Source organism: Pseudomonas sp. COR18 (assembly GCF_048568395.1).
GTDB lineage: Bacteria > Pseudomonadota > Gammaproteobacteria > Pseudomonadales > Pseudomonadaceae > Aquipseudomonas > Aquipseudomonas fuscovaginae_B.
Genome location: NZ_CP183808.1, coordinates 5,514,047 through 5,538,397 on the forward strand (window position 1 = coordinate 5,514,047; position 24,351 = coordinate 5,538,397).

Sequence of the window (24,351 nt, forward strand, 5' to 3'; positions counted from 1 at the left end):
GCTTGCCAGCGAATGGGCCCTCAAGCCTTATTCCGCAGTTTCCATTCGATACCCAGTATTGTTGGGTTTTGGTGGAATGGCAATTTGCCGCTACGGCATTCGCTGACGGCCGGTGCCCTGGTCATCGGGGGAGATAAGCACCACGGGGGGAGACGCCGGGCGATCGGTGTGCCCGGCCGGTGTTCAGGTACGCAATTGATCCTTGCGATGGGTATTCAGGCAAACCCCGATAGCCACCACCACCGGCAGCAGCAACCCCCACAGTCCCGTCGCCAGATAGAGCAGCGCGGCACTGACGCAGCCGGCGGCGAAGGCCAGCAGGGTGGTGCAGATCGGCTTCAGACGCTGGCGGATCGTCGCCCGTTGCGCCGGGTCATGCTCACCCCACAGGGCGAACACATCGATGGCGAACTGGGTGACGTTGCCGGTCATCAGGGTGGTCGGCGGCGCGCCCTTGAGGTGCTGGCGGGAAATCGCATTCTGCACCGCCATGGCGGCGACGCCGGTCATGCCGGTGATCAGCGCCGTGGTGCTGTCGCCGTCGGCGAACGGGCCCCAGCAGATCGCCAGCCCGGCAAAGGCGGCGAGCATCAGTGTGTGAGCCACCAGCAGCAGGCGCAACGGCACCAGGCCGCGGCGGTGAATCGCTACGGCGGCCAGGTGCGTCAGGCCCACCACCAGCACGAAAACCGGCAGCGCGATCAGCTTGGACAGAGCGCCGGAGGCGCCATGGACGATGCTCACTCCCAGGGTCACGAAGTTGCCGGTGACATGGGCGGTGAACAGGCCCTGCAGGGCGAGAAAGCCCAGGGTGTCGACGAAGCCGCCATTGAAGCTCAGGGCCGGGGCCACGCTGGGGTGCAAGGAGGATTCCATGAAAGGTCCTTTCGGGTTCGGGAAGGAAAACCGCGGGAGGGTGTCAGTCCGCCGCGGATCATCGATCAGCCTAGAGCCCGGCGCGGCCCGGTGCTTGTATCTGGGTGCTGAATGTTTCATTTCATGGGCCGGTAGGCATACTGTCGACAAAGTTGGCTAGCCTTCTCCTCTCCAGCCGATCTCTCAAGGATGTGATGCATGCGCGTACTTCAAAGCAATGCCCAGGACGATTTCCGGGTCAAGGCGTATGCCGGCACCAGCGGGGTGTTGCTGGCCTTCGACCTGGCCGAGTCACGCCGTGCCGGCCTGCTCGGGTTTGCCATCGAGCGCCAGGTGGGCGACAAGCCCTGGCGGTTCCTGTTCAACAGCCTGACCTTTCCCGGCAGGGAGCACACCTTCCCCCAGTATCACGCCACCCCCAGTGACGTCGCACCGCTGCAGAAATTCCGCTGGGCCGACTACAACGTCGAGTCCGGTAGCACCTGCAACTACCGCGTGCACCTGGCCTATGGCACACCGGCTGCGCCGCGACTGGACGAGTCGCTGGCGATCAGCGTGACCACCGACAACGGTATGCCGAAGAACCAGCGGGTGATCTTCAACCGGGCGGTGGCGGCGAGCCAGGGGTTCGAGCGCAAGTTTCCCCAGCTGGACCAGCAACTGAGCGGCCAGAAGGACCTGCCGATCGAGCAATGGCCGGACGCCGCCCGCCTGTGGCTGGAAAACGGTCTGCTGGAGGCGCTGCTCGGTTTCATCGCCCGCGCCCGGGATGCGCAGTGGGGGCTGGATATCGCCATCTACGAATACCAGTTGCCGGCGATCGTCGAGGCGGTGAATGCGGCCAACGCCCGCGGCGCGCGCATCCGCGTGCTGTATCACGCCAAGACCGGGGACGAGGACACCGCGCTGAACGAGCAGAGCCTGGCGGCGATTCCGGCCGCGAGCAAGCGTGGGCGGGTCACCAGCAAGATCTTCCACGACAAGTTCATCGTCCTCAGCCAGCGCGACGGCGCTGGTGAGTATCAGCCTGCGGCGGTGCTGTGCGGCAGCACCAACTTCACCGCCAATGGCGTGTACCGCCAGGCCAACGTGATTCATATCCTCGACGACCAGCGCCTGGCGGCCGAATACAGCCAGGTTTTCGAGCAGATCTGGGCGGCACCGACGGATGTTGCCGCCACCCGCAAGTGGTTGACCGTGAACAACCCCATGGATCTGAGCCAGCCGCTGTTCGCCGGATTTTCCCCGCGCAGCGGCCAGGCTGACCTCAAGGCATTCGTGCAGATCATCAGTGCCGCGCAGAAGGACGTGCTGTTCGCCACCGCCTTCGAATTGCCCGAGCAGATTCTCGAGGCCTTGCTCGGCAAGCCCCATGACGATGTATTGCGTTTCGGTCTGCAGAACACGGCCAGCAGCATCTCCGGCATCCATGCCGACCGCACCGACGATTTCGTTGCCACGGCGCTGCTCGGCAGTGGCCTGGAGGGCTGGATCAAGGAGGGCCTCAAGGGGCAGAAGGGGCGCCTGCTGGTGCACACCAAGGCCATCGTCACCGACTTCACCACCGATGTGCCGACCATCATCAGTGGCAGTCATAACCTCAGCGTCGGGGCCAGTGAGGGCAACGACGAGAACTTCCTGGTGATTCGCGGCGATGTCGACCTGGCGGATCGGTATGGGCTGGAGATCCTGCGTTTCTATGAGCATTACCGGTTTCGCTATTACGCGAAGAAGCTGGCGCTCAAGCAGGTGCAACCGCTGGCGCCGGATGACAGTTGGAGCGATGCGTACTACAAGGATGGGGACCTGAGGATGTTGTCGCGGTTGCGGTTTGCCGGGCGCTGACAGGGGCCAGGGCCGAGCCCGGCGGTCATTTGTCCAGCGCTTTCGCGGGCAAGCCCGGCTCCTACAGAGTGTGGCCGAACGATGCTCTTGTGTATGGCGCAAACTTGTAGGAGCCGGGCTTGCCCGCGAAAGCGCCCCGCCAGGCGCATCACCGCTGGCGCTTCATCGCCGCCCGATACTGCCGCGTCCGGCGCCCGATGAACAACCGGTCCAGTACCAGGGCCCAGGCCGGTGAAACCTCGGGTCTGGTCCGGCGCCCCTGGCTCAGGCGCTTGAGCTGGAACTTCACCACCGCCATGTTTGCCAACGCCGCCAGCGGCTTTTTCTTCCAGCGGATCGGTGGCAGTTGCGGGTGGCTGTCGCGGCCTTCGCGCCAGTGACGGGGCAGGTTGGGCTCCACGGCCAACGCGGTACCGATGCCGGCCATGGCGACGCCGCTGTCGAGTACCTGTTGGACCACAGGCAGGCGGCGGATGCCGCCGGTGACCATCAGCGGCATCGTCGCGACTTTCGCCAGCTCACCGGCCATTTCCAGGAAGTACGCCTCGCGTGCCAGCGTCCGGCCGTCACGCGCTTCGCCTTGCATGGCCGGCGCCTCGTAGCTGCCGCCAGACAGTTCGACCAAATCCACCGGCAGGGCGTTGAGCCATTCGATGACCTGGCGGGCATCGTCGGCGTCGAACCCTCCACGCTGGAAGTCCGCCGAGTTGAGTTTCACCGCCACGCAGAAGCTCGGCGCCACCTCGGCGCGAATCGCCTTCACCACCTCCAGCAGCAGGCGGGCGCGGTTTTCCAGGCTGCCACCCCAGCGGTCGCTGCGACGGTTGCTCAGCGGTGAGAGGAACTGGCTGAGCAGATAACCGTGGGCGGCATGGATCTGCACACCGGTGAAGCCTGCCTGTTCGGCCAACCGAGCGCTGCGGGCGAAGCGGGCGATCACCTCGTCGATATCGGCTTCACTCATGGGCCGGGGTTGGGCGAACATTCTGGAAAACTCGCCCATCTCCAGGGACACCGCCGAAGGCGCCAGGCTGGCCTGGCCGAGATTGGCCGGGGTCTGGCGGCCGGGGTGGTTGAGCTGCACCCAGAACTGCGCCCCTCTGGCCCTGCCGATGGCCGCCCACTGGCGGAATTTCCCCAGGTGGCGTTCATCCTCCAGCACCACGCCGCCGGGGCCGGTCATGGCCCGGCGGTCGATCATCACGTTGCCGGTCAGCAGCAGGCCCGCTTCGCCGTCGGCCCAGGCGCGATAGAGTTCCATCAGGGGTTGGGAAGGGGCATTGTCCAGGTCGGCCATGTTTTCCTCCATGGCGGCCTTGGCAATGCGATTGGGGATCTGTACGCCGTTGGGTAACGACAATGCCTGGAAGGGTGACATGCTTGACTCCGGGGTAGTGGAGGGTTCAGGCTAAGTTTAAAGTAAGGTTTAATGTCAATAGCCGCTGCGAGGATTTCCATGAAAATCGGTGAACTGGCCCAACGCAGTGGCCTGGCGGCCTCGAAGATCAGGTTCTACGAGGCCCAGGGGCTGATCCGCAAGGTTCGTCGCCAGGCCAACGGCTATCGCGAATACCCGCCCGAGGTGTTGCAGACCCTGTCGATCATCCAGTGCGCGCAGCAGGCCGGCTTCAGCCTGGAAGAGTTGCGTGCGCTGGTGCCGACCAGCGAGCCCGGGACCTGGGACCATGATGAAATGATTGCCAGCCTGGAGCGCAAGATCGGCCAGATCGAGTCCATGCAGGCGCGCCTGGCCCAGAGCAAGCTGCAACTGCTCGGCGTGGTGAACAGCATCCGCAACAAGCCGGCGGATGTGTCGTGCCGGGAGAATGCCGAACGCCTGATGACGTCGCTGGCAGGGCCCCTGGAAGGTTGAACAGGGCCGGGCAAGCCTTGCGCCCCGGCCCTCTGCTAAGCCGTTACTCGCGCACCAGGGGCAGCGCCTGCGTGCCGGGCAGCGGCTTGCGCATCAGGGTGCCGACCACCACGGCGCCCAGCAGTGCCAGCAGGCCCGCCAGCCAGAGTACCGTGCCAAAACCGCCGACAAAGGCCTGGTGCGCCAACGGTTGTACCGCCGGGCGGGCCGCTTCCGGTAGCGTCGCCATGGCCGCCGGCATGTCACCGGCCACCACTCGCGAAGCGATTTCCTGGGCCCGGTCGAGCCAGAGGCTGGCCTGGCTGGCGAGACGGGCGTGCAGCAGATCCCGGGTATGCCCGGCCAGCACGGCGCCGAAGACCCCGATGGCCAGCACGATCGCGCTGAAACGCATGGTGGTGCTCAGGCCCGAGGCCATGCCCGTCCGATCGCGGGGCACGCAGGCCATGATGTTTTTCTGCGTGTCGCCGTTGAGCAACCCGGCACCGGCGCCAGTCACCGCGATCGCCAGGCCGAAGCCCGGGTAGCCGCCGCTGGAAACCGCCCAGGCACTGAGCAGGTTGCCGCAGCCGACCAGGGCCAGCCCGCTGGCCATCAGGGTTGCCGGTTGCAGTCGCGACGCCAGCCTCACGCCGATGCGCGGGCAGATGAGCATGGTCAGGGCGAAGGGCAGCATGCCCAGCCCCGAGTCGATCGCCGACAGCCCCAGGCCGTTCTGCAGATAGAACGGCAACAGCGTCATCATTACCTGGGCGCAGCCGGCATAGGCGAACATGCCGAGCAGGGCGCCGATGAAGCGCGGATGGCGAAACAGCTGCAGGTCGACCATCGGCCGTTTCTGCACGCGCTCGACCAGCACGAACACCCCCAGCAGGGCGCCGCCGACGAGCAGGCGGGTACTGGTCAGCGGGTGGCTCCAGCCGATCCGGTTGGCCTCGATCAGCCCCCAGATCAGAGACAGCAGCGCACCGCTGAAGGCCAGGCTGCCCCAGGGATCGAGACGCGCCGACTGGCTGTCGCGCGATTCCGCGACCGCATGGCGGACCAGCGCCACCAGCAGCAGGCCGACGGGCAGGTTGATGAAGAAGATCCAGCGCCAGCCCAGGTACTCGGTGATCAGCCCGCCGACCGTCGGCGCGGCGGTCATCGCCAGGCCCATGCAGGCCCCCCAGAAGGCCCAGGCGCGGGCGCGCTCGACCTCGTCATGAAAGGTGTGGCCGATGGTCGCCAGCGCCGAGGTCAGCAACAGCGCGGCACCGACGCCCTTGACCGCCCGCGCGATATCGAGGAACAGGCTGTCGGGCGCCGCGCCGCAGCCCAGGGAGGCGAGGATGAACAGGCCCAGCCCCCAGAGCAGGGTCTTTTTGCGCCCGAAGCGGTCGGCGATGCTGCCAGCGGGCAGCAGCAGGGCGGCGAAGGCCAGCATGTAGGCGCTGACCACCCATTCGATCGCGGTGAAATCGGCGCCCAGGTCGCGGGCGATGCTCGGCAGGGTCACGGCGACGATATTGGTGTCCAGGACAATCAGCGAGCAGACGCCGGACGCCGTGAGCAATGTCAGTCGCGGGCTCACCCGGCTCACGGCCGGGCCTGCACGGGCAGAGTGGCAGCGCTGGTCTTCGAGGCTTCGCTGTGGATGATTGCCTGGAAGGCAATGACGGTGGACGAGGCGGTCATTGCAAGTCCAGGTCGGTCGCAGTGGCTGAATGATAAGGGTGGAAGGTATTTGGCGGGCATGTTCAGGGCTCTCTACTGTGGCGGTGAGAACAGCTTATCGCGGGGAAAAACCATATGCGTTAGGCTGGCCTTGGCACTTCATTACCTTTGAGCTAATGACCATGGAAATCCGTCATTTCCGCTATTTCCTCGCCGTGGCCCGGCAGCGCAACTTCACCCGGGCGGCGGAACAGCTGGATATCGCCCCGCCGACCCTCACCCGGCAGATCCAGGATATGGAAAGCGCTCTCGGGACCCGCCTGTTCCAGCGCGGGCCACGCGAGGTCAGCCTGACCGAGGCCGGCGCGGCGTTGCTGCCCGAGGCCGAGGCGACCGTGCGCCAGTTCGAGTTCGCCCAGCGCAATGCCCAGCGCGCCGGACGGGGCGAGATCGGCCATATCGAGATCGGCTATGTCGCCTCGGCGGTGTACTCGGGCGTGCTGCAACAGCAGGTCAAGGCCTATGTCCGCGATTTCACCGATGTCAGCCTGAACGTGCGGGAAAGTCCCATGGCGGCGCTGCCGGGGCTGATCGCCGAGGGGCGTTTCGATATCGGCTACGTGCGTTCGCCGATGTCGCTGCCCGAGGCGGTGGAGGCGGTGCGCCTGAATGCCGAGGGCTTCGTGCTGGCGCTGGCGGACGACAGTTGGCTGTGCCGCTTGCGGAACATCGCTGCCGAGCATCTGCAGAACGAGACCTTCGTGCTGCCGGAGCAGATCAACGGTACCCTGCAGGTCGCAGCCCAGGGCGGCTACGCCCCCCACCTCGGGCCGCAGCCCGGTGGACTGGTGGCGGTGATTGCCGCGGTCTCCCTGGGCCAGGGGGTGGCGGTGGTGCCCGAGTCGGTGATCGGTCACGTCAACCTGCCGAATGTGGTCTATCGACCGATCGTCGGCTGTCAGGCGACATCCTGGCTGTCGCTGATTCATCGGCGTTTCGAAAAGGCGCCGGCGGTGGCCCGCTATATCGAGCGGGTTCGCCAGGATTTCCGCGCTGAGCGGGGCGCCGCGCGGTAACCGTCGCGCGCTGCGCTTTCATGATTTGAAATAGTTTGCCTGTCAGGCGGTTCTCCGGGGTCATGTAGGATTTATTTCCCTATTAGTCATTCAGGTTGGACATGAACACCCTCGCGGAACCTCCCGGTCGTCCCCTCACGCTTTCCTTCATGCACGCGCCCCGGTCGTGCGCCAGGCCCGGCAATCCCCCTGTCGAGCGTCTTTTCCTCTGTTGCCGCATCGTCTCCTGGCCGTCCCCGGGCTCGGTACCGTCGTGCGCGTCTGTTCGAATCCACTAAGGGAGCGCATTTTTCATGGAATGGTTGGCTGACCCCACGGCCTGGCTTGGCCTGTTGACCCTGATTTTCCTCGAACTGGTGCTGGGTATCGATAACCTGGTGTTCATCGCGATCCTGGCGGACAAGTTGCCGCCGCACCAGCGCGACCGCGCCCGTGTCATCGGCCTGTCCCTGGCGTTGCTGATGCGCCTGGGCCTGCTGGCCAGCATCGCCTGGATGGTGACCCTGACCCAGCCGCTGTTCGAGGTGCTGGGCAAGAGTTTTTCCGGCCGCGACCTGATCATGCTGTTCGGCGGCGTGTTCCTGCTGTTCAAGGCCACCATGGAGTTGCATGAGCGGCTGGAAGGGCACGTCAGCCAGCGCTCGGCGAATGGCGGTTACGCGCTGTTCTGGCCGATCGTCGCACAGATCGTGGTGCTCGATGCGGTGTTCTCCCTGGATGCGGTGATCACCGCCGTCGGCATGGTCGAGGAACTGTCGGTGATGATGATCGCGGTGATCGTCTCCATCGGCCTGATGATCGTCGCCAGCAAGCCGTTGACCCGTTTCGTCAACGAGCGGCCGACGGTGATCATGCTGTGCCTGGGCTTTCTGATGATGATCGGTTTCAGCCTCACCGCCGAGGGCCTGGGCTTCCACATTCCCAAGGGCTACCTGTACGCGGCCATTGGCTTCTCGGTGCTGATCGAGCTGTTCAACCAGGTGGCCCGCGCCCGGCGCAAGCGCTCTGCCCACGGCCAGCGGCCGCTGCGTGAGCGTACCGCCCATGCGGTGCTGCGCATGCTCGGTGGACGACGGTTGTCCAGCGAGGAAGTGGGCGAGGAGATCGCCGACCTGCTTGAGCCTTCGGCGGACGAGGCCCAGGTGCCGTTCGAGCGCAGTGAGCGGGTGATGATCAGCGGCGTGCTGCAACTGGCCGAGCGGCCTATCCGCACGCTGATGACGGTGCGGGCGCAGGTCGACACCCTGGACGTCGCCGACAGCCCGGCGCTCGTTCGGGAGAAATTGATCCGTTCGTCGTACTCTCGCCTGCCGCTCATCCGCCAGGGGGCGGTCGACGAGCCGCTGGGCTTTGTGCACAAGAAGGAACTGCTCAAGGCCTACCTGGATGGGACTGAACCGGGACTGGAGTTTTTGGCTCGCCGGGCGATAAACCTGTTAGACAGCTACTCTGTGCTCAACGCCCTGGAGCAGATGCGCCAGGCCTCGACCCATATCGCGTTCGTGGTCAACGAGTTCGGTGATTTCGTCGGTCTGCTGACCATGACCGACATCCTTGAATCGATCGCCGGCGAGTTGCCCGATGCCAGTGAGGTGGAAGGTCCCGAGGTGGTCGAGCAGGCGCAGGGTTTCCAGGTCAGCGGGGCCATGACCCTGAGCCGAGCGCGGCAGCGCCTCGGGATCGAGGCCCGGGCCACCGAGGATTACCAGACGCTGGCCGGGCTGGTGATGAGCCTGCTGGATCGACTGCCGATGGTCGGCGATCAGGTGCAGTGGGCGGGGTGGCGGATGACCGTGGTCGCGGTACGGGAGCGGCGGGTGACCCGGCTGTTTCTGGTGCGTTTGCAGGAGGGTGTCATGGAGAGGACACAGGGGGCTTGCTGATGAGTCGATCTTTCCCGTGCGCCTGGCGGCGAAGCGGGTAGAATCGGCGCCTTTTTGGTAGTCCGGAGGTGGCTCCGGCATGAGGTTTCAGGGTATTTCGATGCTCATTGGCAGTTATTCATCGTCGCTGGTCCTCATGTCGCTCTGCGTGGCGATCCTGGCTTCCTATACCGCCCTGGATCTGGCCGGGCGGATTGCCACCGCCAGCGGCCGGGCGGTCTACCTGTGGATGGCCGGGGGCGCCCTGGCCATGGGCGTGGGGATCTGGTCGATGCACTTCGTCGGCATGCTCGCGTTCCGCCTGCCGATCGAGCTGGGCTACGACGGGCCGATCACCGCCTTGTCACTGCTGATCGCCATTCTGTCCAGCGGTTTTGCCCTGTGGCTGGTCAGCCAGCCGCGCCTGCCGCTGATGCAACTGGCGTTCGGCTCGCTGATCATGGGCGCCGGCATCAGCGCCATGCACTACACCGGCATGGCGGCCATGCGGATGCAGCCCGGCATCGACTACGACCCGACCCTGTTCGGTGCTTCTCTGCTGATCGCCGTCAGCGCTTCGGCGGCGGCGCTGTGGATCGCCTTCCACCTGCGCCGCAACACGCCCTATATCCGCCTGGCCCGCAGCGGTGCCGCGGTGATCATGGGCGTGGCCATCGTCGGCATGCACTACACCGGCATGGCTGCGGCGAACTTCCCCGAAGGCAGTTTCTGCGGCGCTGCAGCCAGTGGCCTGGCGGTCAAGGGCCTGGACAACCTGGTGCTGGTGACCAGCCTGGCGGTGCTGTCGATCGCCTTGCTGACTTCGGTGCTCGATGCCCGGCTGGAGGAGCGCACCGCCGACCTGGCCGATTCCCTGACCCTGGCCAACCAGGAACTGACCCAACTGGCCCTGCACGACAACCTCACCGGCCTGCCGAACCGGATACTGCTGGCCGACCGCATCGACCAGGCGATGCACAAGGCGAGTGCCGAAGGGGGGTGTTTCGCGCTGATGTTCATCGATCTGGACGGTTTCAAACCGGTCAACGATGCCTTCGGCCATCATGTGGGCGACCAGTTGCTGCGTGCCGTCGCCCATCGCCTGCGTGACGACTTGCACTCCCAGGATACCCTGGCCCGGATCGGGGGCGACGAGTTCGTCCTGCTGGCGCAATTGTCCGAGCAGGATGACGCGCTGCAGGTGGCCACGCGTCAGGTCAGCCTGATTTCCCAGGTGTTCCAGGTGGCCGAACAGGATCTGCAGATCTCCGCGAGCATTGGGATCGTGCTGTATCCCGGCAGTGGCCGCACCGCCGAAGAGCTGCTGATGAACGCCGACGCGGCGATGTACCACGCCAAGGGTGCGGGCAAGAACGGCTACTGCTTCTTCGACGCCTCGATGAACGGCAATGCCCGCAAGAAGCTCAAGCTGCAGCAGGACCTGCGCCAGGCGCTGGAGACGGGCGAGCAGTTCCGCCTGCACTACCAGCCCAAGTTCGACGCTGTGAGCGGCTTGCCGATCGGTGCCGAGGCGCTGGTGCGCTGGCAGCACCCCGAGCAGGGGCTGATGATGCCGGACGCCTTCATCACCCTGGCGGAGAAGAGCGGGCTGATCATCCCGATCGGTGAATGGGTGTTGAACGAAGCCTGTCGACAGATGCGCCAGTGGTACGAACAGGGTTACCGGGACTGGCGTATCGCCGTGAACCTGTCGGCCCAGCAGTTCTGCCACTCCGGGCTGGTGGCCAGTGTCGCCAGTGCCCTGGCCCGGCACCATCTGCCGGCCAACAGCCTGACCCTGGAAATCACCGAAACCACCACCATGAGCGATGCCGACGCGAGCATGACGGTACTGCGCCAGCTCTCGGAAATGGGCGTGGATCTGTCCATCGATGACTTCGGTACCGGCTACTCCAGCCTGATGTACCTCAAGCGGCTGCCGGCCACGGAATTGAAGATCGACCGGGGCTTTGTCCGCGACCTGGAGCACGACTCCGATGATGCCGCGATCGTTTCGGCGATTGTGGCGCTGGGGCAGGCATTGGGGTTGCGGATCGTTGCCGAGGGCGTCGAGACCGACAAGCAGCGCGACTTCCTCACCCGCCTGGGTTGCAATTCACTGCAAGGCTACCTGCTGGGGCGGCCGATGCCGGCCGATCTGTTCATGGCCAGTATCCGCCAGGCGCAGGAGCAGCAGGCTACGGGGTGAGGTGGGTACGCCGGGTACCTCCCGCTTGCTGGCCCCCTGTTATTGTGGGAACGGGCTTGGCCGCTCCCACCAATCCTCCTCCCAAACTGCCTCTGCAAGCTGCAAACAGGTGTCCCTACACCGCCAGTGGAGTTTCGCCGCCGACGTTGCTGCCGGTCCGGGTCCGCATCAAGGTCGCGGCCATCCCGGCACCCAGCGCGGAAAACACCGCCCCGGCCAGAAACGCCGCCTGGTAGCCGTCATTGAGCGCCACCAGCTCCGCCACCCCGGCGCCCAGGTGCAGTTGCGTGCGCGCCGCCGCCAGGCTCGCCAGGGCTGCCAGCCCGAGTGCGCCACCCATCATGAACGCGGTATTGACCATGCCCGAGGCCAGCCCCGATTCGGACGGCGCGACATCGTTCATCGCCGCCAGCAGCAGCGGGTTGAAGGCGATCCCGGCACCCAGCCCCAGCAGCACCATACCCGGCAGGATATCGTGGACGAAGTTGCCATCCACCGGTGCCTGGGCGAACAGCAGCAGGCCGAGCGTCGCCAGGCCCAGCCCGGCGGCAAGCGGCCCGCGGATGCCGAAGCGCATCACCAGCCGGGCCGAGATTCCCAGGGAGAACACCGCCATGATCAGGTTCGCCGGCAGGAACGCCAGCCCGACTTCCAGCGGCGTGTAGCCCAGCACCAGTTGCATGTACAGCGCCGAGAGAAAGAACCAGGCGAACATCGCCGCGGCCCACAGTACCCCGACGACATTCGCCACCGCCAGGTTGCGCAGGCGGAACAGGCGCAGCGGCATCAGCGGAACCTTCACCCGGGTCTCGACCAGCAGGAACACCGCCAGCAGGCCGATGGCCAGCGCCAGTTGCCCGAGGGTGCGTGGCGAGCCCCAGCCCATCTCGTTGCCATTGACGATGGCGTACACCGCCAGCATCAGCGAGGCGGTCACCGTCAGGGCGCCGAGCACATCCAGGCTGCGCTCGGGATGCTGGTTGAGAGACCTGGACAGCAGGCGCAGCGACAACGCGATCACCGCCAGGCCGATCGGCAGGTTGACCAGGAAGATCCAGTGCCAGCTCAGGGTGCTGGTCAGCACCCCGCCGAGCAGGGCCCCGAGGCTGCCGCCACCGGCGCAGACGAAGCCGTAGACGCCCATGGCCTTGGCGCGTTCGGCCGGCTCGCTGAACAGGTCCATGATCAGCGACAGCGCCACGGCGGTGACCACGGCGGCAGCCAGGCCCTGGAAGGCCCGGGCCCAGATCAGCAGGGGCTGGGTCTGGGCGATGCCGCAGGCCAGCGAGGCCAGGGTGAAGAAGGCGATGCCGAGCAGGAACAGGCGGCGATGCCCGTACAGGTCGCCCAGGCGACCGCCGAGCAGCAGGAAGCCGCCGAAGGTCAGCATGTAGGCGTTCACCACCCAGGCCAGGGTGGTTTCGCTGAACTGCAGGTCGGTCTTGATCGATGGCAGGGCGACGTTGACGATGGTGGTGTCGAGCACGATCATCAGCACCCCGAGGCACAGTACTACCAGGGCCAGCCAGCGCTGTCGGGGGTTGGAGGAGGTATCGGGCACGGTCATGATGGTCTCTCTTGTAGGCAGGCGCGAGAGTTTAGGCACCGGTTCATGACGGGCTCAATGGTGAAATTGTCGGTGGATTGTGAAGAGGTGTTGCCGGGGGACGTGCGCTTGGAGCTCAAGGGGCTACACAGGAAACCGTGGAAGTCGGTGCGCTGGCGATAGCGGTGTGGTCACGGGATTGTTGCAGGGCTCGTTGGCCCTTTCGCGGGCAAGCCCGGCTCCTGCAGGTCCATGGCGGACACGAAATTGCGAACGCCGTAATCCTGCAGGAGCCGGGCTTGCCCACGAATGGCCCCCTAAGTCTTACCGGGTCAGCAAGGCTTCCAGCTTCTCCTGGTCGCGAGCGAACTGGCGGATCCCTTCGGCCAGCTTCTCGGTCGCCATCGCGTCCTCGTTGGAGGCCCAGCGGAACTGCGCCTCGTTCAGGCTCTGACGGGCTTCACCGGTGGTGCCCGGGGTCAGCTTGCGTACCAGGTTTCCCTGGTCCTGGGAGAGTTTCTCCAGCAGGTCGGGGCTGATGGTCAGGCGGTCGCAGCCGGCCAGGTGTTCGATCTGGTTGAGATTGCGGAAGCTGGCGCCCATGACTACGGTCTTGTAGTCATTGGACTTGTAGTAGTTGTAGATGCGGGTCACCGACTGCACGCCCGGATCGTCGGCGCCGGTGTATTCGTTGCCGGTGGACTTCTTGTACCAGTCGTAGATACGGCCCACGAACGGCGAGATCAGGAACACCCCGGCATCGGCGCAGGCCACGGCCTGGGCGAAGGAGAACAGCAGGGTCAGGTTGGTCTGGATACCGGCTTTCTCCAGCTTCTCGGCGGCGCGGATGCCTTCCCAGGTGGACGCCAGCTTGATCAGCACGCGGTCACGACCGACGCCGGCCTTGTCGTACAGCTCGATCAGCTGGTTGGCCTTGGCCAGCAGCGCGGCTTCGTCGAACGACAGGCGTGCATCGACCTCGGTGGAAATGCGCCCGGGAATCGCCTTGAGAATGCCGGCGCCCACCGCGACCGCGAAGTGGTCGCAGGCCAGGCCGACATCGCCCTTGGCCTGGGCCACGGCGTTCTGGAGCAGCTCGGCATAGCCCGGCAGGGCGGCGGCCTTGAGCAGCAGCGACGGGTTGGTGGTGGCGTCGACCGGCTTGAGGCGGGTGATCGCGTCGAGGTCGCCGGTGTCCGCGACCACGGTGGTGAACTGCTTGAGTTGTTCCAGCTTCGAAGTCATGAGCGTCTCTATCGGGAAGGGCATGGATCAATGCACTGATTGAGTGCCTGGGGCGTAAAAAGTTCTGTCGCAGGAATCGCTCAAGCATGCCGCGCAAGCCGGTGTTGTGCAACCCGCAACACGGGCCGGTTCATGTCGCGGGCGGCGGCATCAGCGTTGCGATCAGGGCGCGGACGGTGCCGGGCAGGGCCTCCAGCTCGCGCACCAGAATGCTGCGTTCGCGAATCGCCCACGGCTCGTCCAGCGCCACGCTCACCAGTTGCATCGTTCGGCTGTGCCGAACGGCCGCCGATTCGGGAATGATGCCGATACCGACACCGGCCTCGACCATCCGGCAGATCGCCTCGAAGCTGGAAACCTGGATACGCAGCGACAGGGTCTTGCCGATCCGTTCGACGTGTTCGCGCAGGAAACTCAGCAGGGTGCTGCCCTCGTGCAGGCCGATATGCTGGTAGGCCAGGGTCTGGCCCAGGCTGACCGCTGGCTGGCCCGCCAGCGGGTGGTCGGCCGGAACGATCAGCACCAGCCGGTCGGTGCTGAAGTGCAGCACCTGCAGGCCGCTGGCTTCGACGGGGCCGGCGATGATGCCCATGTCGCTGGTGCCGTCGAGCACGCCACGGACGATGTCCCGCGACAGCCGCTCCTGCAGGTCCACTGTCACCCCGGGGCGTTCCGAGAGAAACCCGGCCAGCACCTCCGGCAGGAACTCGGTGACCGCCGTGGTGTTGGCGAAGATGCGGATATGCCCGGCTGAGTCGCTGCCGTAGTGGGTGAATTCGCTTTTCAGGTAGTCGACCTGACGCATGATCAGCCGTGCGTGCTGCAGCAGCCGCTGGCCGGCGGGAGTCACCTCCACGCCACGGCTGTCGCGGTACAGCAGGCGGGTGTCGAGCTGCGCCTCCAGGGCCTTGATCCGCGCGCTGGCGGCAGCTGGCGAGAGGAAGGCGCGCCTGGCGCCCTGGGTCAGGCTCGGCGATTCGGCGATATGGATGAAGAGACGCAGGTCCGCCAGGTCGAAATGCATGGATGACTCCAGTCAGGGGGCGTGGCCCGTGTGGCAAGCGGACAGGCCGCTGGGCGTTCAGCATACCCGAACGCCGGTTTATCGAAATGCAAATTCTCGGAACGGCGATCAGCTTGCATCATCGGCGCACAACGATAAACGGCAAGGGGAAACCTTCCATGAGTGTGACGGATCCGAGAGCCTGGCTGGGCCGTAGCGAAGAGGCTCACGATCAACTGAGCCGCAACCTGCTCAAGCGTATCGCCGCGACCTTTGGCGAAAATGCGCCGGCCCATGGCGAGGCGTTGCCAGCGCTCTGGCAGTGGTGCTTTTTCCAGGACCCGCTGCCCGAAAGCCAGCTGGGCGGCGACGGGCATCCGGCCCGGGGTGGCTTCCTGCCGCCGGCGGACAATCGCAACCGCATGTGGGCCGGTGGCCGCCTGGAGTTCTTCGACAGTCTCAAGGCCGGCTTCGATGCCACCCGCGTTTCCACCATCCGCCATATCGAGGAAAAGCAGGGCCGTACCGGTGCGCTGCTGTTCGTCACCGTGTGCCATGAGTACTCCCAGGATGGCCGGCTGGCGATCCGCGAGGAACAGGACATCGTTTACCGCGAGCCGACCCCGCCCAAGCAGGGCAGTGGCGAGACGCTGCCGCAGGGGCAGTGGCACGAGGCGGTGGAGCCGACGCCGACCCTGCTGTTCCGCTACAGCGCCGTGACCTTCAACGGCCACCGCATCCATTACGACTACCCCTACGTCACCGGCACCGAAGGCTACTCCGGCCTGGTGGTGCACGGCCCGATGATCGCCACCCTGAACCTGCGCGCGTTCTGTCGCGCCCACCCCGAGGCCCGGTTGCGGCGCTTCTCCTATCGCGGCCTGCGCCCGCTGATCGCGCCACAGCCCTTCGAGGTCGGCGGACGGATCGTCGAGCCTGGCGTCGCCGAACTCTGGGCCGGCAATGCCGACGGTCTCGCCCAGCAGGCTCAGGTGCACTTCGAGTAAAAGCCCGCCACCGGACCGATCAAGACAAATAAAAAAAGGCCTTCTACCCATGAACTCCAATCAGAACGAAGCACTCAATGCCATTCGCGAGGGCGTGCGTGCCCTGTGCGCCGGGTTTCCCGCCGAATACTGGCGCAGGATCGACGAGGAAAAGGGCTTCCCCGAAGCTTTCGTCAAGGCCATGACCGAAGCCGGCTGGCTGTCGGCAATGATTCCCGAGGAATATGGCGGCTCCGGCCTGGGCCTGGCCGAGGCTTCGGTGATCCTCGAGGAGGTCAACCGCTGCGGCGGCAACTCCGGCACCATCCATGGCCAGATGTACAACATGTTCACCCTGCTGCGTAACGGCAGCGACGAGCAGAAGCGCCATTACCTGCCCAGGCTGGCCAGCGGCGAACTGCGCCTGCAGTCGATGGGGGTGACCGAACCGACCACCGGCACCGACACCACCAGGATCAAGACCACCGCCGTGCGCCAGGGTGACAGGTATGTGATCAATGGCCAGAAGGTGTGGATTTCGCGTATCCAGCACTCCGACCTGATGATCCTGCTGGCGCGGACCACGCCGCTGGCCGAGGTCACGCGCAAGTCCGAAGGCATGTCGATCTTTCTTGTCGACCTGCGCGAAGCCATCGGCAACGGCCTGACCGTGCAGCCGATTGCCAACATGGTCAATCACGAGACCAACGAGCTGTTCTTCGACAACCTGGAGATTCCGGCCAGCAGCCTGATCGGCGAGGAGGGCAAGGGTTTTCGCTACATCCTCGACGGCCTGAATGCCGAGCGCACGCTGATCGCCGCCGAATGCATCGGCGATGGCCGCTGGTTCGTCGAGAAGGCCAGCCAGTACGCCCGCGACCGGGTGGTGTTCGGCCGGCCGATCGGGCAGAACCAGGGCGTGCAGTTCCCGATCGCCGAAGCGCATATCGAGATCGAGGCCGCCGACCTGATGCGCTGGCGCGCCTGCGAGGAATACGACGGGGGGCAGAGCGCCGGCGCCTCGGCCAACATGGCCAAGTACCTGGCGGCCAAGGCCAGCTGGGAGGCGGCCAACGCCTGCCTGCAGACCCACGGCGGCTTTGGTTTCGCCAATGAATACGATGTCGAGCGCAAGTTCCGCGAAACCCGCCTGTACCAGGTGGCGCCGATCTCCACCAACCTGATCCTGTCCTATGTGGCCGAGCACCTGCTCGAACTGCCGCGCAGCTTCTGAGGAGCCCCGCATGAGCCATACCCAAGCCCTGGCCGAATTCCTCGCCGGCCTGCGCTACGAGCAGGTACCCGAGGCGGTGCTGGCCCGTAGCGAGGAGCTGTTCCTCGACTGGCTGGGCTCGGCCCTGGCCAGCCAGGGTGCCCATCCGATTCCGCTGTTCGAGGCCTATGCGCGCTGGATGGGCCCGGCGCACGGGCCGGCCGGCATCCTGGTCAGCGGCGAGCGCAGCTCGGCCTATTTCGCCGCACTGGTCAACGCCGCCTCGTCCCACCTGGTGGAGCAGGACGACCTGCACAACAGCTCCGTGCTGCACCCGGCCACCGTGGTGTTCCCGGCGGCGCTGGCGGCGGCCCAGGATCTCGGTAAATCCGGTCGCGAGCTGTTGCTGGCCTCGGTCGCCGGCTACGAGGCGGGGATTCGCATCGGCGAATTCCTTGGCCGTTCCCACTACCGTATCTTCCACACCACGGCCACCGTTGGCACCCTGGCCGCCGCCGTGGCCGTGGGCAAGCTGATGGACTTCGACCAGGAGCGGTTCATTCACCTGCTCGGCAGCGCCGGCACCCAGGCCGCCGGGCTCTGGGAGTTCCTGCGTGATGCCGCCGACTCCAAGCAGTTGCACACCGCCAAGGCGGCCGCCGACGGGTTGCTGGCGGCGTACCTGACGGCCGACGGCCTGACCGGGGCCCGCAACATTCTCGAAGGCGACCAGGGGCTGGCGGTGGGCATGTCCAGCGATGCCGAGCCGGCCCGCCTGTCCGATCGCCTGGGCAGCCGCTGGGCGCTGGTGGAGACCTCGTTCAAGTTCCATGCGTCCTGCCGGCACACCCACCCGGCCGCCGATGCGCTGTTGCAACTGATGGAACGGGAAGGCTTGCGCCACGAACAGATCGAACGGGTGGAAACCCGCGTGCACCAGGGCGCCATCGACGTGTTGGGCCGGGTCAAGGTGCCGCAGACCGTGCACCAGGCCAAGTTCTCCATGGGCACCGTGCTCGGCCTGATCGCCGTGCATGGCAAGGCCGGGCTGCCGGAGTTTCATGAGCTGGCGCTGACCGACCCGGCTGTTGCCGCCTTTCGCGACAGGGTCGGCATGACCCTCGACCCCGAAGTCGACGGCGCCTACCCACGGCGCTGGCTGGGCCGGGTGCTGGTGACGACGGTCGACGGCCGAACCCTGCCCGGGGCCATCGACGAGCCCAAGGGGGATCCTGGCAACAGCCTGTCGCGGGCCGAGCTGGAGGACAAGTTCCACCGCCTGCTGCAATTCTCCGGCGCCCGTTCCCCCGAGCAGGCCAGCGCCCTGATCCGCCAGGTCTGGGACCTGCGCAACACCACCGACCTGAAGGAACTGTGCTGATGAGCCTGGCAGCAGAAAACACTGCGGCCCCGCGGCCGCTGGACGGCATTACCGTAATCAGCCTGGAACACGCCATCGCCGCGCCGTTCTGTACCCGACAACTGGCCGACCTCGGTGCCCGGGTCATCAAGATCGAGCGCCCGGGTGTGGGTGACTTCGCCCGTGGCTACGATCAGCGGGTCAGTGGCCTGGCCTCGCACTTCGTCTGGACCAACCGCTCCAAGGAGAGCCTGACCCTGGACCTCAAGCAGGACCAGGCCGGGGACATCCTCGAACAAATGCTGGGCCAGGCCGACGTGCTGGTGCAGAACCTGGCACCGGGTGCCGCCGCGCGCATGGGCCTGTCGTTCGAGGCGCTGCATGAGCGTTTTCCGCGACTGATCGTCTGCGACATTTCCGGTTACGGCGAGGGCGGGCCCTACGAAAGGAAAAAGGCCTACGACCTGCTGATCCAGAGCGAAGGCGGCTTTCTCTCGGTCACCGGTGGTCCGGGCGAGGGTGAACTGGCCAAGGCCGGTTGCTCCATCGCCGACATCGCCGCCGGCATGTATGCCTACAGCGGCATCCTCTCGGCGCTGCTGCTCAGGGGCCGGACCGGGGAGGGCAGCCGGGTCGACATCAGCATGCTGGAAAGCCTGGTGGAGTGGATGGGCTACCCGATGTACTACGCCTTCGACGGCGCGCCACCGCCGCCGCGGGCCGGTGCCGCGCATTCGACCATTTACCCGTACGGGCCTTTCCCGGCCGGCGATGGCGGCACGGTGATGCTCGGCCTGCAGAACGAGCGCGAATGGGCGGCGTTCTGCGACAAGGTGCTGCTGACGCCGGAGCTGGCGGTGGACGAGCGCTTCTCGGCCAACTTCAAGCGTTCGGCCAATCGCGAGGTGCTGCGCCAGATCATCGTCGACAGCTTCTCGCGGCTCAGCACCGAGCAGGTGATCGAGCGCCTGGAGCAGGCGCAGATCGCCAATGCCCGGGTCAACGACATGCAGGGCGTGTGGCAGCACCCGCAGCTCAAGGCGCGGGATGGCTGGCGCCAGGTCGACAGCCCTTCGGGGAAACTGCCGGCTTTGCTGCCGCCGGCGCGCAATGCGGCGTTCGCGCCGCGGATGGAGGCGGTGCCGGGGTTGGGGCAGCACACCGAGGCGATTCTGCGGCAGTTGGGTTTTTCCGCCGAAGCCGTGGTGCAGTTGCGTTCGAGCGGGGTGGTCTGAGCCCTGTATCTGATCTTGAGGGCCCATTCGCAGGGCTTGCCCGCGAATGGGGCCCCTCAGATCACAAATCTCCCAAACAGCTGCGTGCACCACCACCGAACGAGGAATTCATCATGTCTTCATCCATTGTCCGCTCCGCGCTGTTCGTGCCGGGCAGCCGCCCCGAGCGTTTCGCCAAGGCCCTGGCCAGCGGCGCCGATGCGGTGATCGTCGATTTCGAGGACGCCGTCGAGGAGCCACTCAAGCGGGCCGCCCGTGATCACCTTGGGCAGTTTCTCGCTGACAACCCCGACGTGCGGGTACTGGTCCGGGTCAACGCCCCGGAGCACGCCGAGCATGCCGCCGACCTGGCCTTCTGCAAACGCCAGCCCGGCGTGGTCGGTGTGCTGCTGCCCAAGGTCGAGAGTGCCGCGCAGGTTGCGGCCGTGGCAGCGACCGGCAGGCGCGTCTGGCCAATCATCGAAAGCGCCCGCGGGCTGCTGGCCCTGGCCGAGATCGCGGGAGCTGCCGGGGTCGAACGGTTGTCCTTCGGTGGCCTCGACCTGGCCCTGGACCTGAACCTCGGTAGCGGCTCGCCGGCGGCCCGGTTTGCCCTCGACCAGGCCCGCCTGGCCCTGATCCTCCATTCCCGGGCCGCTGGGCTGGTGGCGCCGCTGGATGGCGTACACCCGGCCATTGATGACCCCGAGGGGCTGCAGCGCTCCATTCGCCATGCCTATGAAATGGGGTTCGCTGGTGCCCTGTGCATCCATCCCCGGCAAGTCGCGGTGACTCACGCCGCGCTGGCCCCCGGCGCCGAGGAACTGGCCTGGGCCCGGCGGGTGGTGGATGCCGGCCGCGATGGCGCCGGGGCCTACCAGGTCGACGGGCAGATGGTCGATGCGCCGGTGCTGCTGCGCGCTCGACGCCTGCTGGGGTTGCTGTAGGGGCAATCCCCGGCAATTGGCGGTGCCTGCCTACTGTGCATTGGGAGGGCACCGCTCCCGGAGCGCGCCTTGAGCCACCCTAAGATGGTATTTGCGGGGCGCCCTTCGGTTGCCCACGGCAAGCCCCCTGGCAGCGTTCGGCATGGCCGAACGCAGGTACTCAAAATTCGAAATTCACGACACGCATCGCTTTAGGCAACCTGCCTTGAACCACAACAATAAGAAGGTGACATCCATGCTCAAGTTGACCCGGGCGCTGTTCTGCGCCGCCACCTTGATCTCCGCCAGTCTCGCGCAGGCGGCCGATCCCATCGTCATCAAGTTCGCCCACGTGGTCGCCGAGAACACCCCCAAGGGGCAGGGCGCGCTGCTGTTCAAGAAACTCGCCGAGGAACGCCTGCCGGGCCGGGTCAAGGTCGAGGTCTACCCGAACTCTTCGCTGTTCGGTGACGGCAAGGAAATGGAGGCGTTGCTGCTGGGCGACGTACAGATGCTGGCGCCGTCCCTGGCCAAGTTCGAGCAGTACACCCGGCAGGTGCAGATCTACGACCTGCCGTTCCTGTTCAACGACCTGGCCGCCGTCGACCGCTTCCAGGGGGCCCAGGGCAAGGCGCTGCTGACCTCGATGCAGGACAAGGGCATTCTCGGCCTGGCCTACTGGCACAACGGCCTCAAGCAACTGTCGGCGAACAAGCCGCTGCGGGTGCCGGCCGATGCCCGTGGGCAGAAGTTCCGTGTCCAGGCCTCCAGCGTGCTGGAGGAGCAGTTCAAGGCGATCCGCGCCAACCCGCGCAAGATGAGTTTCGCCGAGGTCTACCAGGGCCTGCAGACCGGTACCGTCAACGGCACCGAGAACACCTGGTCGAACTACGAGAGCCAGAAGGTCAACGAGGTGCAGAAGTACTTCACCGAGTCCAACCATGGCCTGATCGACTACATGGTGATCACCAACAGCAAGTTCTGGGGCGGCCTGCCACCGGATGTACGCAGCGAACTGGAAAAGATCATGGGTGAAGTCACCGTCGAGGTGAACCGGCAGGCCGAGGCGCTGAACCAGAGCGCCAGGCAGAAGATCGTCGACGCCAGGACCAGTGAAATCATCACCCTGACTCCAGAAGAACGCGCGCAATGGCGCGAGGCGATGAAGCCGGTGTGGAAGAAGTTCGAGGGTGAGATCGGTGCCGACCTGATCGAGGCGGCGGACAAGTCCAACCAGCCTTGATCACCGTTCGGCGACGCGGAGCTGCATCCCCACGCGGAGCGTGGGGACGATCCAGCCAGGGGCCTCGCTCACGGGGCCGGCTGCTTCGGTTGCTCCCACGCTCTGCGTGGGAATGCAGCCCGTGACGCTCTGCGTCACCGTAACGCGATACCCGATCCAATCCTTTTTTCTCTCGCGGAGTCCTGTCCATGCCAACGCAATCCCTGCGGCGCATCTGGGCGCATTTCGAGGAAGGCCTGATCGCCTTCCTGTTGGCCGCCATGACCCTGGTGACTTTCGTCTACGTGATGGCTAACAACGTCTACACACTGTTCTTCAACCTCGCCGATCGATGGGCCTGGAGCAGCGGCTTTTTCAACAGCCTTGGCGACGCGACCATGAGCGTGGCCCAGGACATGACCTGGAGCGTGGCGCTGACCAAGGCCATGTTCGGCTGGCTGATCTTCTTCGGCATTTCCTATGGCGTGCGCACCGCCGGCCACCTCGGCGTGGACGCGCTGGTCAAGCTGACCCCGCGCCCGGTGCAGCGCTACCTGGCGATGCTCGCCTGCACCTGCTGCCTGGCCTATGCCGGGCTGTTCATGGTGGCCAGCTACAAGTGGCTGAGCGCGGTGCTGATGGCCGGTATCGGTGCCGAGGACCTCGACCAGTACGGCATCAAGGTCGGCCACATCGTGGTGATCGTGCCCATCGGCTTCGCCCTGGTGCTGATCCGTTACCTGGAAATCTTCTGTCGCCTCTTCAGCCGCCGCCAGAGCGGCCTGGGCCTGGCCGACGAGGCGGGCGAGGCCAGCAGGCTGGCGAACGAGCACAAGGAGCAGCACTGATGACCGTCCTCTGCCTGTTCCTGCTGCTGTTCACCTTCATGTTCCTCGGGGTGCCGATCGCGATTTCCCTGGGCCTGTCCGGTGCACTGTCGATCCTGCTGTTCAGCCAGGACTCCCTGAGCTCCCTGGCGATCAAGCTGTTCGAGACCTCCGACGCTTACACATTCCTGGCGATTCCGTTCTTTCTGCTGTCGGGGGCGTTCATGACCACCGGCGGAGTGGCCAAGCGCCTGATCGACTTCGCCAACGCCTGCGTCGGGCATATCCGGGGTGGCCTGGCGATCGCCGCGGTATTGGCGTGCATGCTGTTCGCGGCGCTGTCCGGTTCGTCGCCGGCGACGGTGGCGGCGGTCGGCTCGATTGCCGTGGCCGGCATGGTGCGTTCCGGTTATCCGAAGGCGTTCGGTGCCGGGATCATCTGCAACGCCGGGACCCTGGGCATCCTGATTCCGCCGTCGATCGTCATGGTGGTGTACTCGGCGGCGACCGAGACCTCGGTGGGCAAGCTGTTCATGGCCGGGGTGATTCCCGGGCTGCTGCTGGGGCTGATGCTGATGGTGGCGATCTACATCGTGGCGCGGATCAAGAAACTGCCGGCCCAGCCACGGGCGACCGTGCGCGAGTGGCTGGGCGCTGCGCGGCGGGCCTTCTGGGGGCTGCTGTTGCTGGTGATCATCCTCGGCGGAATCTACAGTGGCCTGTTCACCCCGACCGAGGCGGCGGCAGTGGCGGCGGTGTATTCGGCGTTCGTCGCGCTGTTCGTCTACAAGGACATGAAGGTCCGCGACTGCCCGAAAGTGCTGCTGGAGTCCGGCCGGCTGGCGATCATGCTGATGTTCATCATCGCCAACGCGATCCTGTTCGCCCATGTGCTGACCACCGAACAGATCCCGCAACAGATCACCAACTGGGTGGTGTCCGAAGGCCTGACGCCGATCGGTTTCCTGCTGATGGTCAACGTGGTGCTGCTGGTGGCGGGCAGTTTCATGGAGCCATCGGCTATCGTGCTGATTCTCGCGCCGATCTTCTTCCCGATCGCGATGAAGCTGGGTATCGACCCGATTCACCTGGGCATCGTCATGGTGGTGAACATGGAGATCGGCCTGGTGCATCCGCCGGTGGGGCTGAACCTGTTCGTGACTTCGGCGGTGACCGGTTTGAGCCTGGGGCAGACCATCCGCGCGGCCTTGCCGTGGCTGATGATCCTGCTGGCGTTCCTGATCCTGGTGACTTATGTGCCGGTCATTTCGCTGGCGTTGCCGCACTGGTTGGGGATGCCGTAGGGCTCGGTGGGATGATAGCCGTCGTCAGGGGCAGCGGGACTTGGTGACGGCGCTTTTTTGGTTATCCCGGGCCGGTAGGGGCCGCTTCAATCGGTCATTTCGAAAGGC

19 protein-coding genes are annotated in these 24,351 nt (G+C 65.7%); 13 read left to right on the forward strand and 6 right to left on the reverse strand.

Annotated features, from left to right (window positions below; all coding sequences use genetic code 11):
• Positions 1–183 precede the first annotated feature (183 nt).
• Positions 184–876: a YoaK family protein gene (locus ACM62G_RS25220; RefSeq protein ID WP_081009921.1), complete on the reverse strand. Its 693-nt coding sequence runs from the start codon at positions 874–876 to the stop codon at positions 184–186.
• A 198-nt stretch (positions 877–1,074) separates the two neighbouring features.
• Here ACM62G_RS25220 and ACM62G_RS25225 point away from each other — a divergent pair, with 198 nt between their 5' ends.
• Positions 1,075–2,721, forward strand: a complete 1,647-nt coding sequence (locus ACM62G_RS25225; protein WP_419735863.1) for a phospholipase D-like domain-containing protein — start codon at positions 1,075–1,077, stop codon at positions 2,719–2,721.
• A 148-nt stretch (positions 2,722–2,869) separates the two neighbouring features.
• Here the strand turns inward: ACM62G_RS25225 and ACM62G_RS25230 are convergent, their stop codons facing one another.
• On the reverse strand, positions 2,870–4,099 hold the full coding sequence (locus ACM62G_RS25230) for an NADH:flavin oxidoreductase/NADH oxidase family protein (protein WP_273825910.1): 1,230 nt from the start codon (positions 4,097–4,099) through the stop codon (positions 2,870–2,872).
• A gap of 78 nt (positions 4,100–4,177) precedes the next feature.
• Between ACM62G_RS25230 and ACM62G_RS25235 the strand changes: the two genes are divergently transcribed.
• Entirely contained in the window at positions 4,178–4,594 is a 417-nt protein-coding gene (locus tag ACM62G_RS25235) for a MerR family transcriptional regulator (RefSeq protein WP_273825911.1), read from the forward strand.
• A 43-nt stretch (positions 4,595–4,637) separates the two neighbouring features.
• Here the strand turns inward: ACM62G_RS25235 and ACM62G_RS25240 are convergent, their stop codons facing one another.
• Complete coding sequence (locus ACM62G_RS25240; protein WP_419735864.1) at positions 4,638–6,176, reverse strand: MFS transporter; 1,539 nt, start codon at positions 6,174–6,176, stop codon at positions 4,638–4,640.
• A gap of 256 nt (positions 6,177–6,432) precedes the next feature.
• Between ACM62G_RS25240 and ACM62G_RS25245 the strand changes: the two genes are divergently transcribed.
• From ACM62G_RS25245 to ACM62G_RS25255, 3 genes are all read left to right on the forward strand, one after another.
• Complete coding sequence (locus tag ACM62G_RS25245; RefSeq protein ID WP_054064397.1) at positions 6,433–7,326, forward strand: LysR family transcriptional regulator; 894 nt, start codon at positions 6,433–6,435, stop codon at positions 7,324–7,326.
• A gap of 293 nt (positions 7,327–7,619) precedes the next feature.
• Positions 7,620–9,209: a TerC family protein gene (locus tag ACM62G_RS25250; protein ID WP_273825914.1), complete on the forward strand. Its 1,590-nt coding sequence runs from the start codon at positions 7,620–7,622 to the stop codon at positions 9,207–9,209.
• A gap of 100 nt (positions 9,210–9,309) precedes the next feature.
• Positions 9,310–11,397, forward strand: a complete 2,088-nt coding sequence (locus tag ACM62G_RS25255) for a putative bifunctional diguanylate cyclase/phosphodiesterase (protein ID WP_054059821.1) — start codon at positions 9,310–9,312, stop codon at positions 11,395–11,397.
• Positions 11,398–11,512: 115 nt separating this feature from the next.
• On the opposite strand, the gene ACM62G_RS25260 is transcribed toward ACM62G_RS25255, so the two are convergent.
• The 3 genes from ACM62G_RS25260 to ACM62G_RS25270 all read right to left on the reverse strand — a co-directional run bounded on the left by ACM62G_RS25260 (position 11,513) and on the right by ACM62G_RS25270 (position 15,212).
• Positions 11,513–12,964, reverse strand: coding sequence for a DHA2 family efflux MFS transporter permease subunit (locus ACM62G_RS25260; RefSeq protein ID WP_419735865.1), 1,452 nt, complete (start codon positions 12,962–12,964; stop codon positions 11,513–11,515).
• 303 nt (positions 12,965–13,267) lie between these two features.
• Positions 13,268–14,188, reverse strand: a complete 921-nt coding sequence (gene tal / locus ACM62G_RS25265; protein ID WP_273825917.1) for a transaldolase — start codon at positions 14,186–14,188, stop codon at positions 13,268–13,270.
• A gap of 130 nt (positions 14,189–14,318) precedes the next feature.
• The gene (locus ACM62G_RS25270; protein WP_054059823.1) at positions 14,319–15,212 is read right to left on the reverse strand and encodes a LysR family transcriptional regulator; all 894 of its coding nucleotides are present in this window, start codon (positions 15,210–15,212) and stop codon (positions 14,319–14,321) included.
• Positions 15,213–15,370: 158 nt separating this feature from the next.
• On the opposite strand from ACM62G_RS25270, the gene ACM62G_RS25275 reads away from it, so the two are divergent.
• From ACM62G_RS25275 to dctM, 8 genes are all read left to right on the forward strand, one after another.
• Positions 15,371–16,198, forward strand: a complete 828-nt coding sequence (locus tag ACM62G_RS25275) for an FAS1-like dehydratase domain-containing protein (RefSeq protein WP_419735866.1) — start codon at positions 15,371–15,373, stop codon at positions 16,196–16,198.
• A 49-nt stretch (positions 16,199–16,247) separates the two neighbouring features.
• Positions 16,248–17,411 carry an acyl-CoA dehydrogenase family protein gene (locus ACM62G_RS25280; protein ID WP_419735867.1) on the forward strand — a complete coding sequence of 388 codons (1,164 nt, stop codon included), beginning with the start codon at positions 16,248–16,250 and terminating at the stop codon, positions 17,409–17,411.
• A gap of 10 nt (positions 17,412–17,421) precedes the next feature.
• Entirely contained in the window at positions 17,422–18,771 is a 1,350-nt protein-coding gene (locus ACM62G_RS25285) for an MmgE/PrpD family protein (protein ID WP_419735868.1), read from the forward strand.
• Entirely contained in the window at positions 18,771–19,985 is a 1,215-nt protein-coding gene (locus tag ACM62G_RS25290) for a CaiB/BaiF CoA transferase family protein (protein ID WP_419735869.1), read from the forward strand. Before ACM62G_RS25285 ends, ACM62G_RS25290 begins: the two co-directional genes overlap by 1 nt.
• Before the next feature lie 113 nt (positions 19,986–20,098).
• Entirely contained in the window at positions 20,099–20,911 is an 813-nt protein-coding gene (locus ACM62G_RS25295) for an HpcH/HpaI aldolase/citrate lyase family protein (RefSeq protein WP_419735870.1), read from the forward strand.
• A gap of 235 nt (positions 20,912–21,146) precedes the next feature.
• Entirely contained in the window at positions 21,147–22,133 is a 987-nt protein-coding gene (locus ACM62G_RS25300; protein ID WP_419735871.1) for a TRAP transporter substrate-binding protein, read from the forward strand.
• Positions 22,134–22,321: 188 nt separating this feature from the next.
• The gene (locus tag ACM62G_RS25305; RefSeq protein WP_054059564.1) at positions 22,322–22,960 is read left to right on the forward strand and encodes a TRAP transporter small permease; all 639 of its coding nucleotides are present in this window, start codon (positions 22,322–22,324) and stop codon (positions 22,958–22,960) included.
• Positions 22,960–24,243 carry a C4-dicarboxylate TRAP transporter large permease protein DctM gene (dctM, locus tag ACM62G_RS25310; RefSeq protein ID WP_273825924.1) on the forward strand — a complete coding sequence of 428 codons (1,284 nt, stop codon included), beginning with the start codon at positions 22,960–22,962 and terminating at the stop codon, positions 24,241–24,243. Before ACM62G_RS25305 ends, dctM begins: the two co-directional genes overlap by 1 nt.
• Positions 24,244–24,351 lie beyond the last annotated feature (108 nt).

What these genes read in the sequence shown, in the direction of transcription:
- ACM62G_RS25220 (WP_081009921.1), bottom strand. Translation starts at nt 876, where the DNA reads ATGGAATCCTCCTTGCACCCCAGCGTGGCCCCGGCCCTGAGCTTCAAT.
- ACM62G_RS25225 (WP_419735863.1), top strand. Translation starts at nt 1,075, where the DNA reads ATGCGCGTACTTCAAAGCAATGCCCAGGACGATTTCCGGGTCAAGGCG.
- ACM62G_RS25230 (WP_273825910.1), bottom strand. Translation starts at nt 4,099, where the DNA reads ATGTCACCCTTCCAGGCATTGTCGTTACCCAACGGCGTACAGATCCCC.
- ACM62G_RS25235 (WP_273825911.1), top strand. Translation starts at nt 4,178, where the DNA reads ATGAAAATCGGTGAACTGGCCCAACGCAGTGGCCTGGCGGCCTCGAAG.
- ACM62G_RS25245 (WP_054064397.1), top strand. Translation starts at nt 6,433, where the DNA reads ATGGAAATCCGTCATTTCCGCTATTTCCTCGCCGTGGCCCGGCAGCGC.
- ACM62G_RS25250 (WP_273825914.1), top strand. Translation starts at nt 7,620, where the DNA reads ATGGAATGGTTGGCTGACCCCACGGCCTGGCTTGGCCTGTTGACCCTG.
- ACM62G_RS25255 (WP_054059821.1), top strand. Translation starts at nt 9,310, where the DNA reads ATGCTCATTGGCAGTTATTCATCGTCGCTGGTCCTCATGTCGCTCTGC.
- ACM62G_RS25260 (WP_419735865.1), bottom strand. Translation starts at nt 12,964, where the DNA reads ATGACCGTGCCCGATACCTCCTCCAACCCCCGACAGCGCTGGCTGGCC.
- tal (WP_273825917.1), bottom strand. Translation starts at nt 14,188, where the DNA reads ATGACTTCGAAGCTGGAACAACTCAAGCAGTTCACCACCGTGGTCGCG.
- ACM62G_RS25270 (WP_054059823.1), bottom strand. Translation starts at nt 15,212, where the DNA reads ATGCATTTCGACCTGGCGGACCTGCGTCTCTTCATCCATATCGCCGAA.
- ACM62G_RS25275 (WP_419735866.1), top strand. Translation starts at nt 15,371, where the DNA reads ATGAGTGTGACGGATCCGAGAGCCTGGCTGGGCCGTAGCGAAGAGGCT.
- ACM62G_RS25280 (WP_419735867.1), top strand. Translation starts at nt 16,248, where the DNA reads ATGAACTCCAATCAGAACGAAGCACTCAATGCCATTCGCGAGGGCGTG.
- ACM62G_RS25285 (WP_419735868.1), top strand. Translation starts at nt 17,422, where the DNA reads ATGAGCCATACCCAAGCCCTGGCCGAATTCCTCGCCGGCCTGCGCTAC.
- ACM62G_RS25290 (WP_419735869.1), top strand. Translation starts at nt 18,771, where the DNA reads ATGAGCCTGGCAGCAGAAAACACTGCGGCCCCGCGGCCGCTGGACGGC.
- ACM62G_RS25295 (WP_419735870.1), top strand. Translation starts at nt 20,099, where the DNA reads ATGTCTTCATCCATTGTCCGCTCCGCGCTGTTCGTGCCGGGCAGCCGC.
- ACM62G_RS25300 (WP_419735871.1), top strand. Translation starts at nt 21,147, where the DNA reads ATGCTCAAGTTGACCCGGGCGCTGTTCTGCGCCGCCACCTTGATCTCC.
- ACM62G_RS25305 (WP_054059564.1), top strand. Translation starts at nt 22,322, where the DNA reads ATGCCAACGCAATCCCTGCGGCGCATCTGGGCGCATTTCGAGGAAGGC.
- dctM (WP_273825924.1), top strand. Translation starts at nt 22,960, where the DNA reads ATGACCGTCCTCTGCCTGTTCCTGCTGCTGTTCACCTTCATGTTCCTC.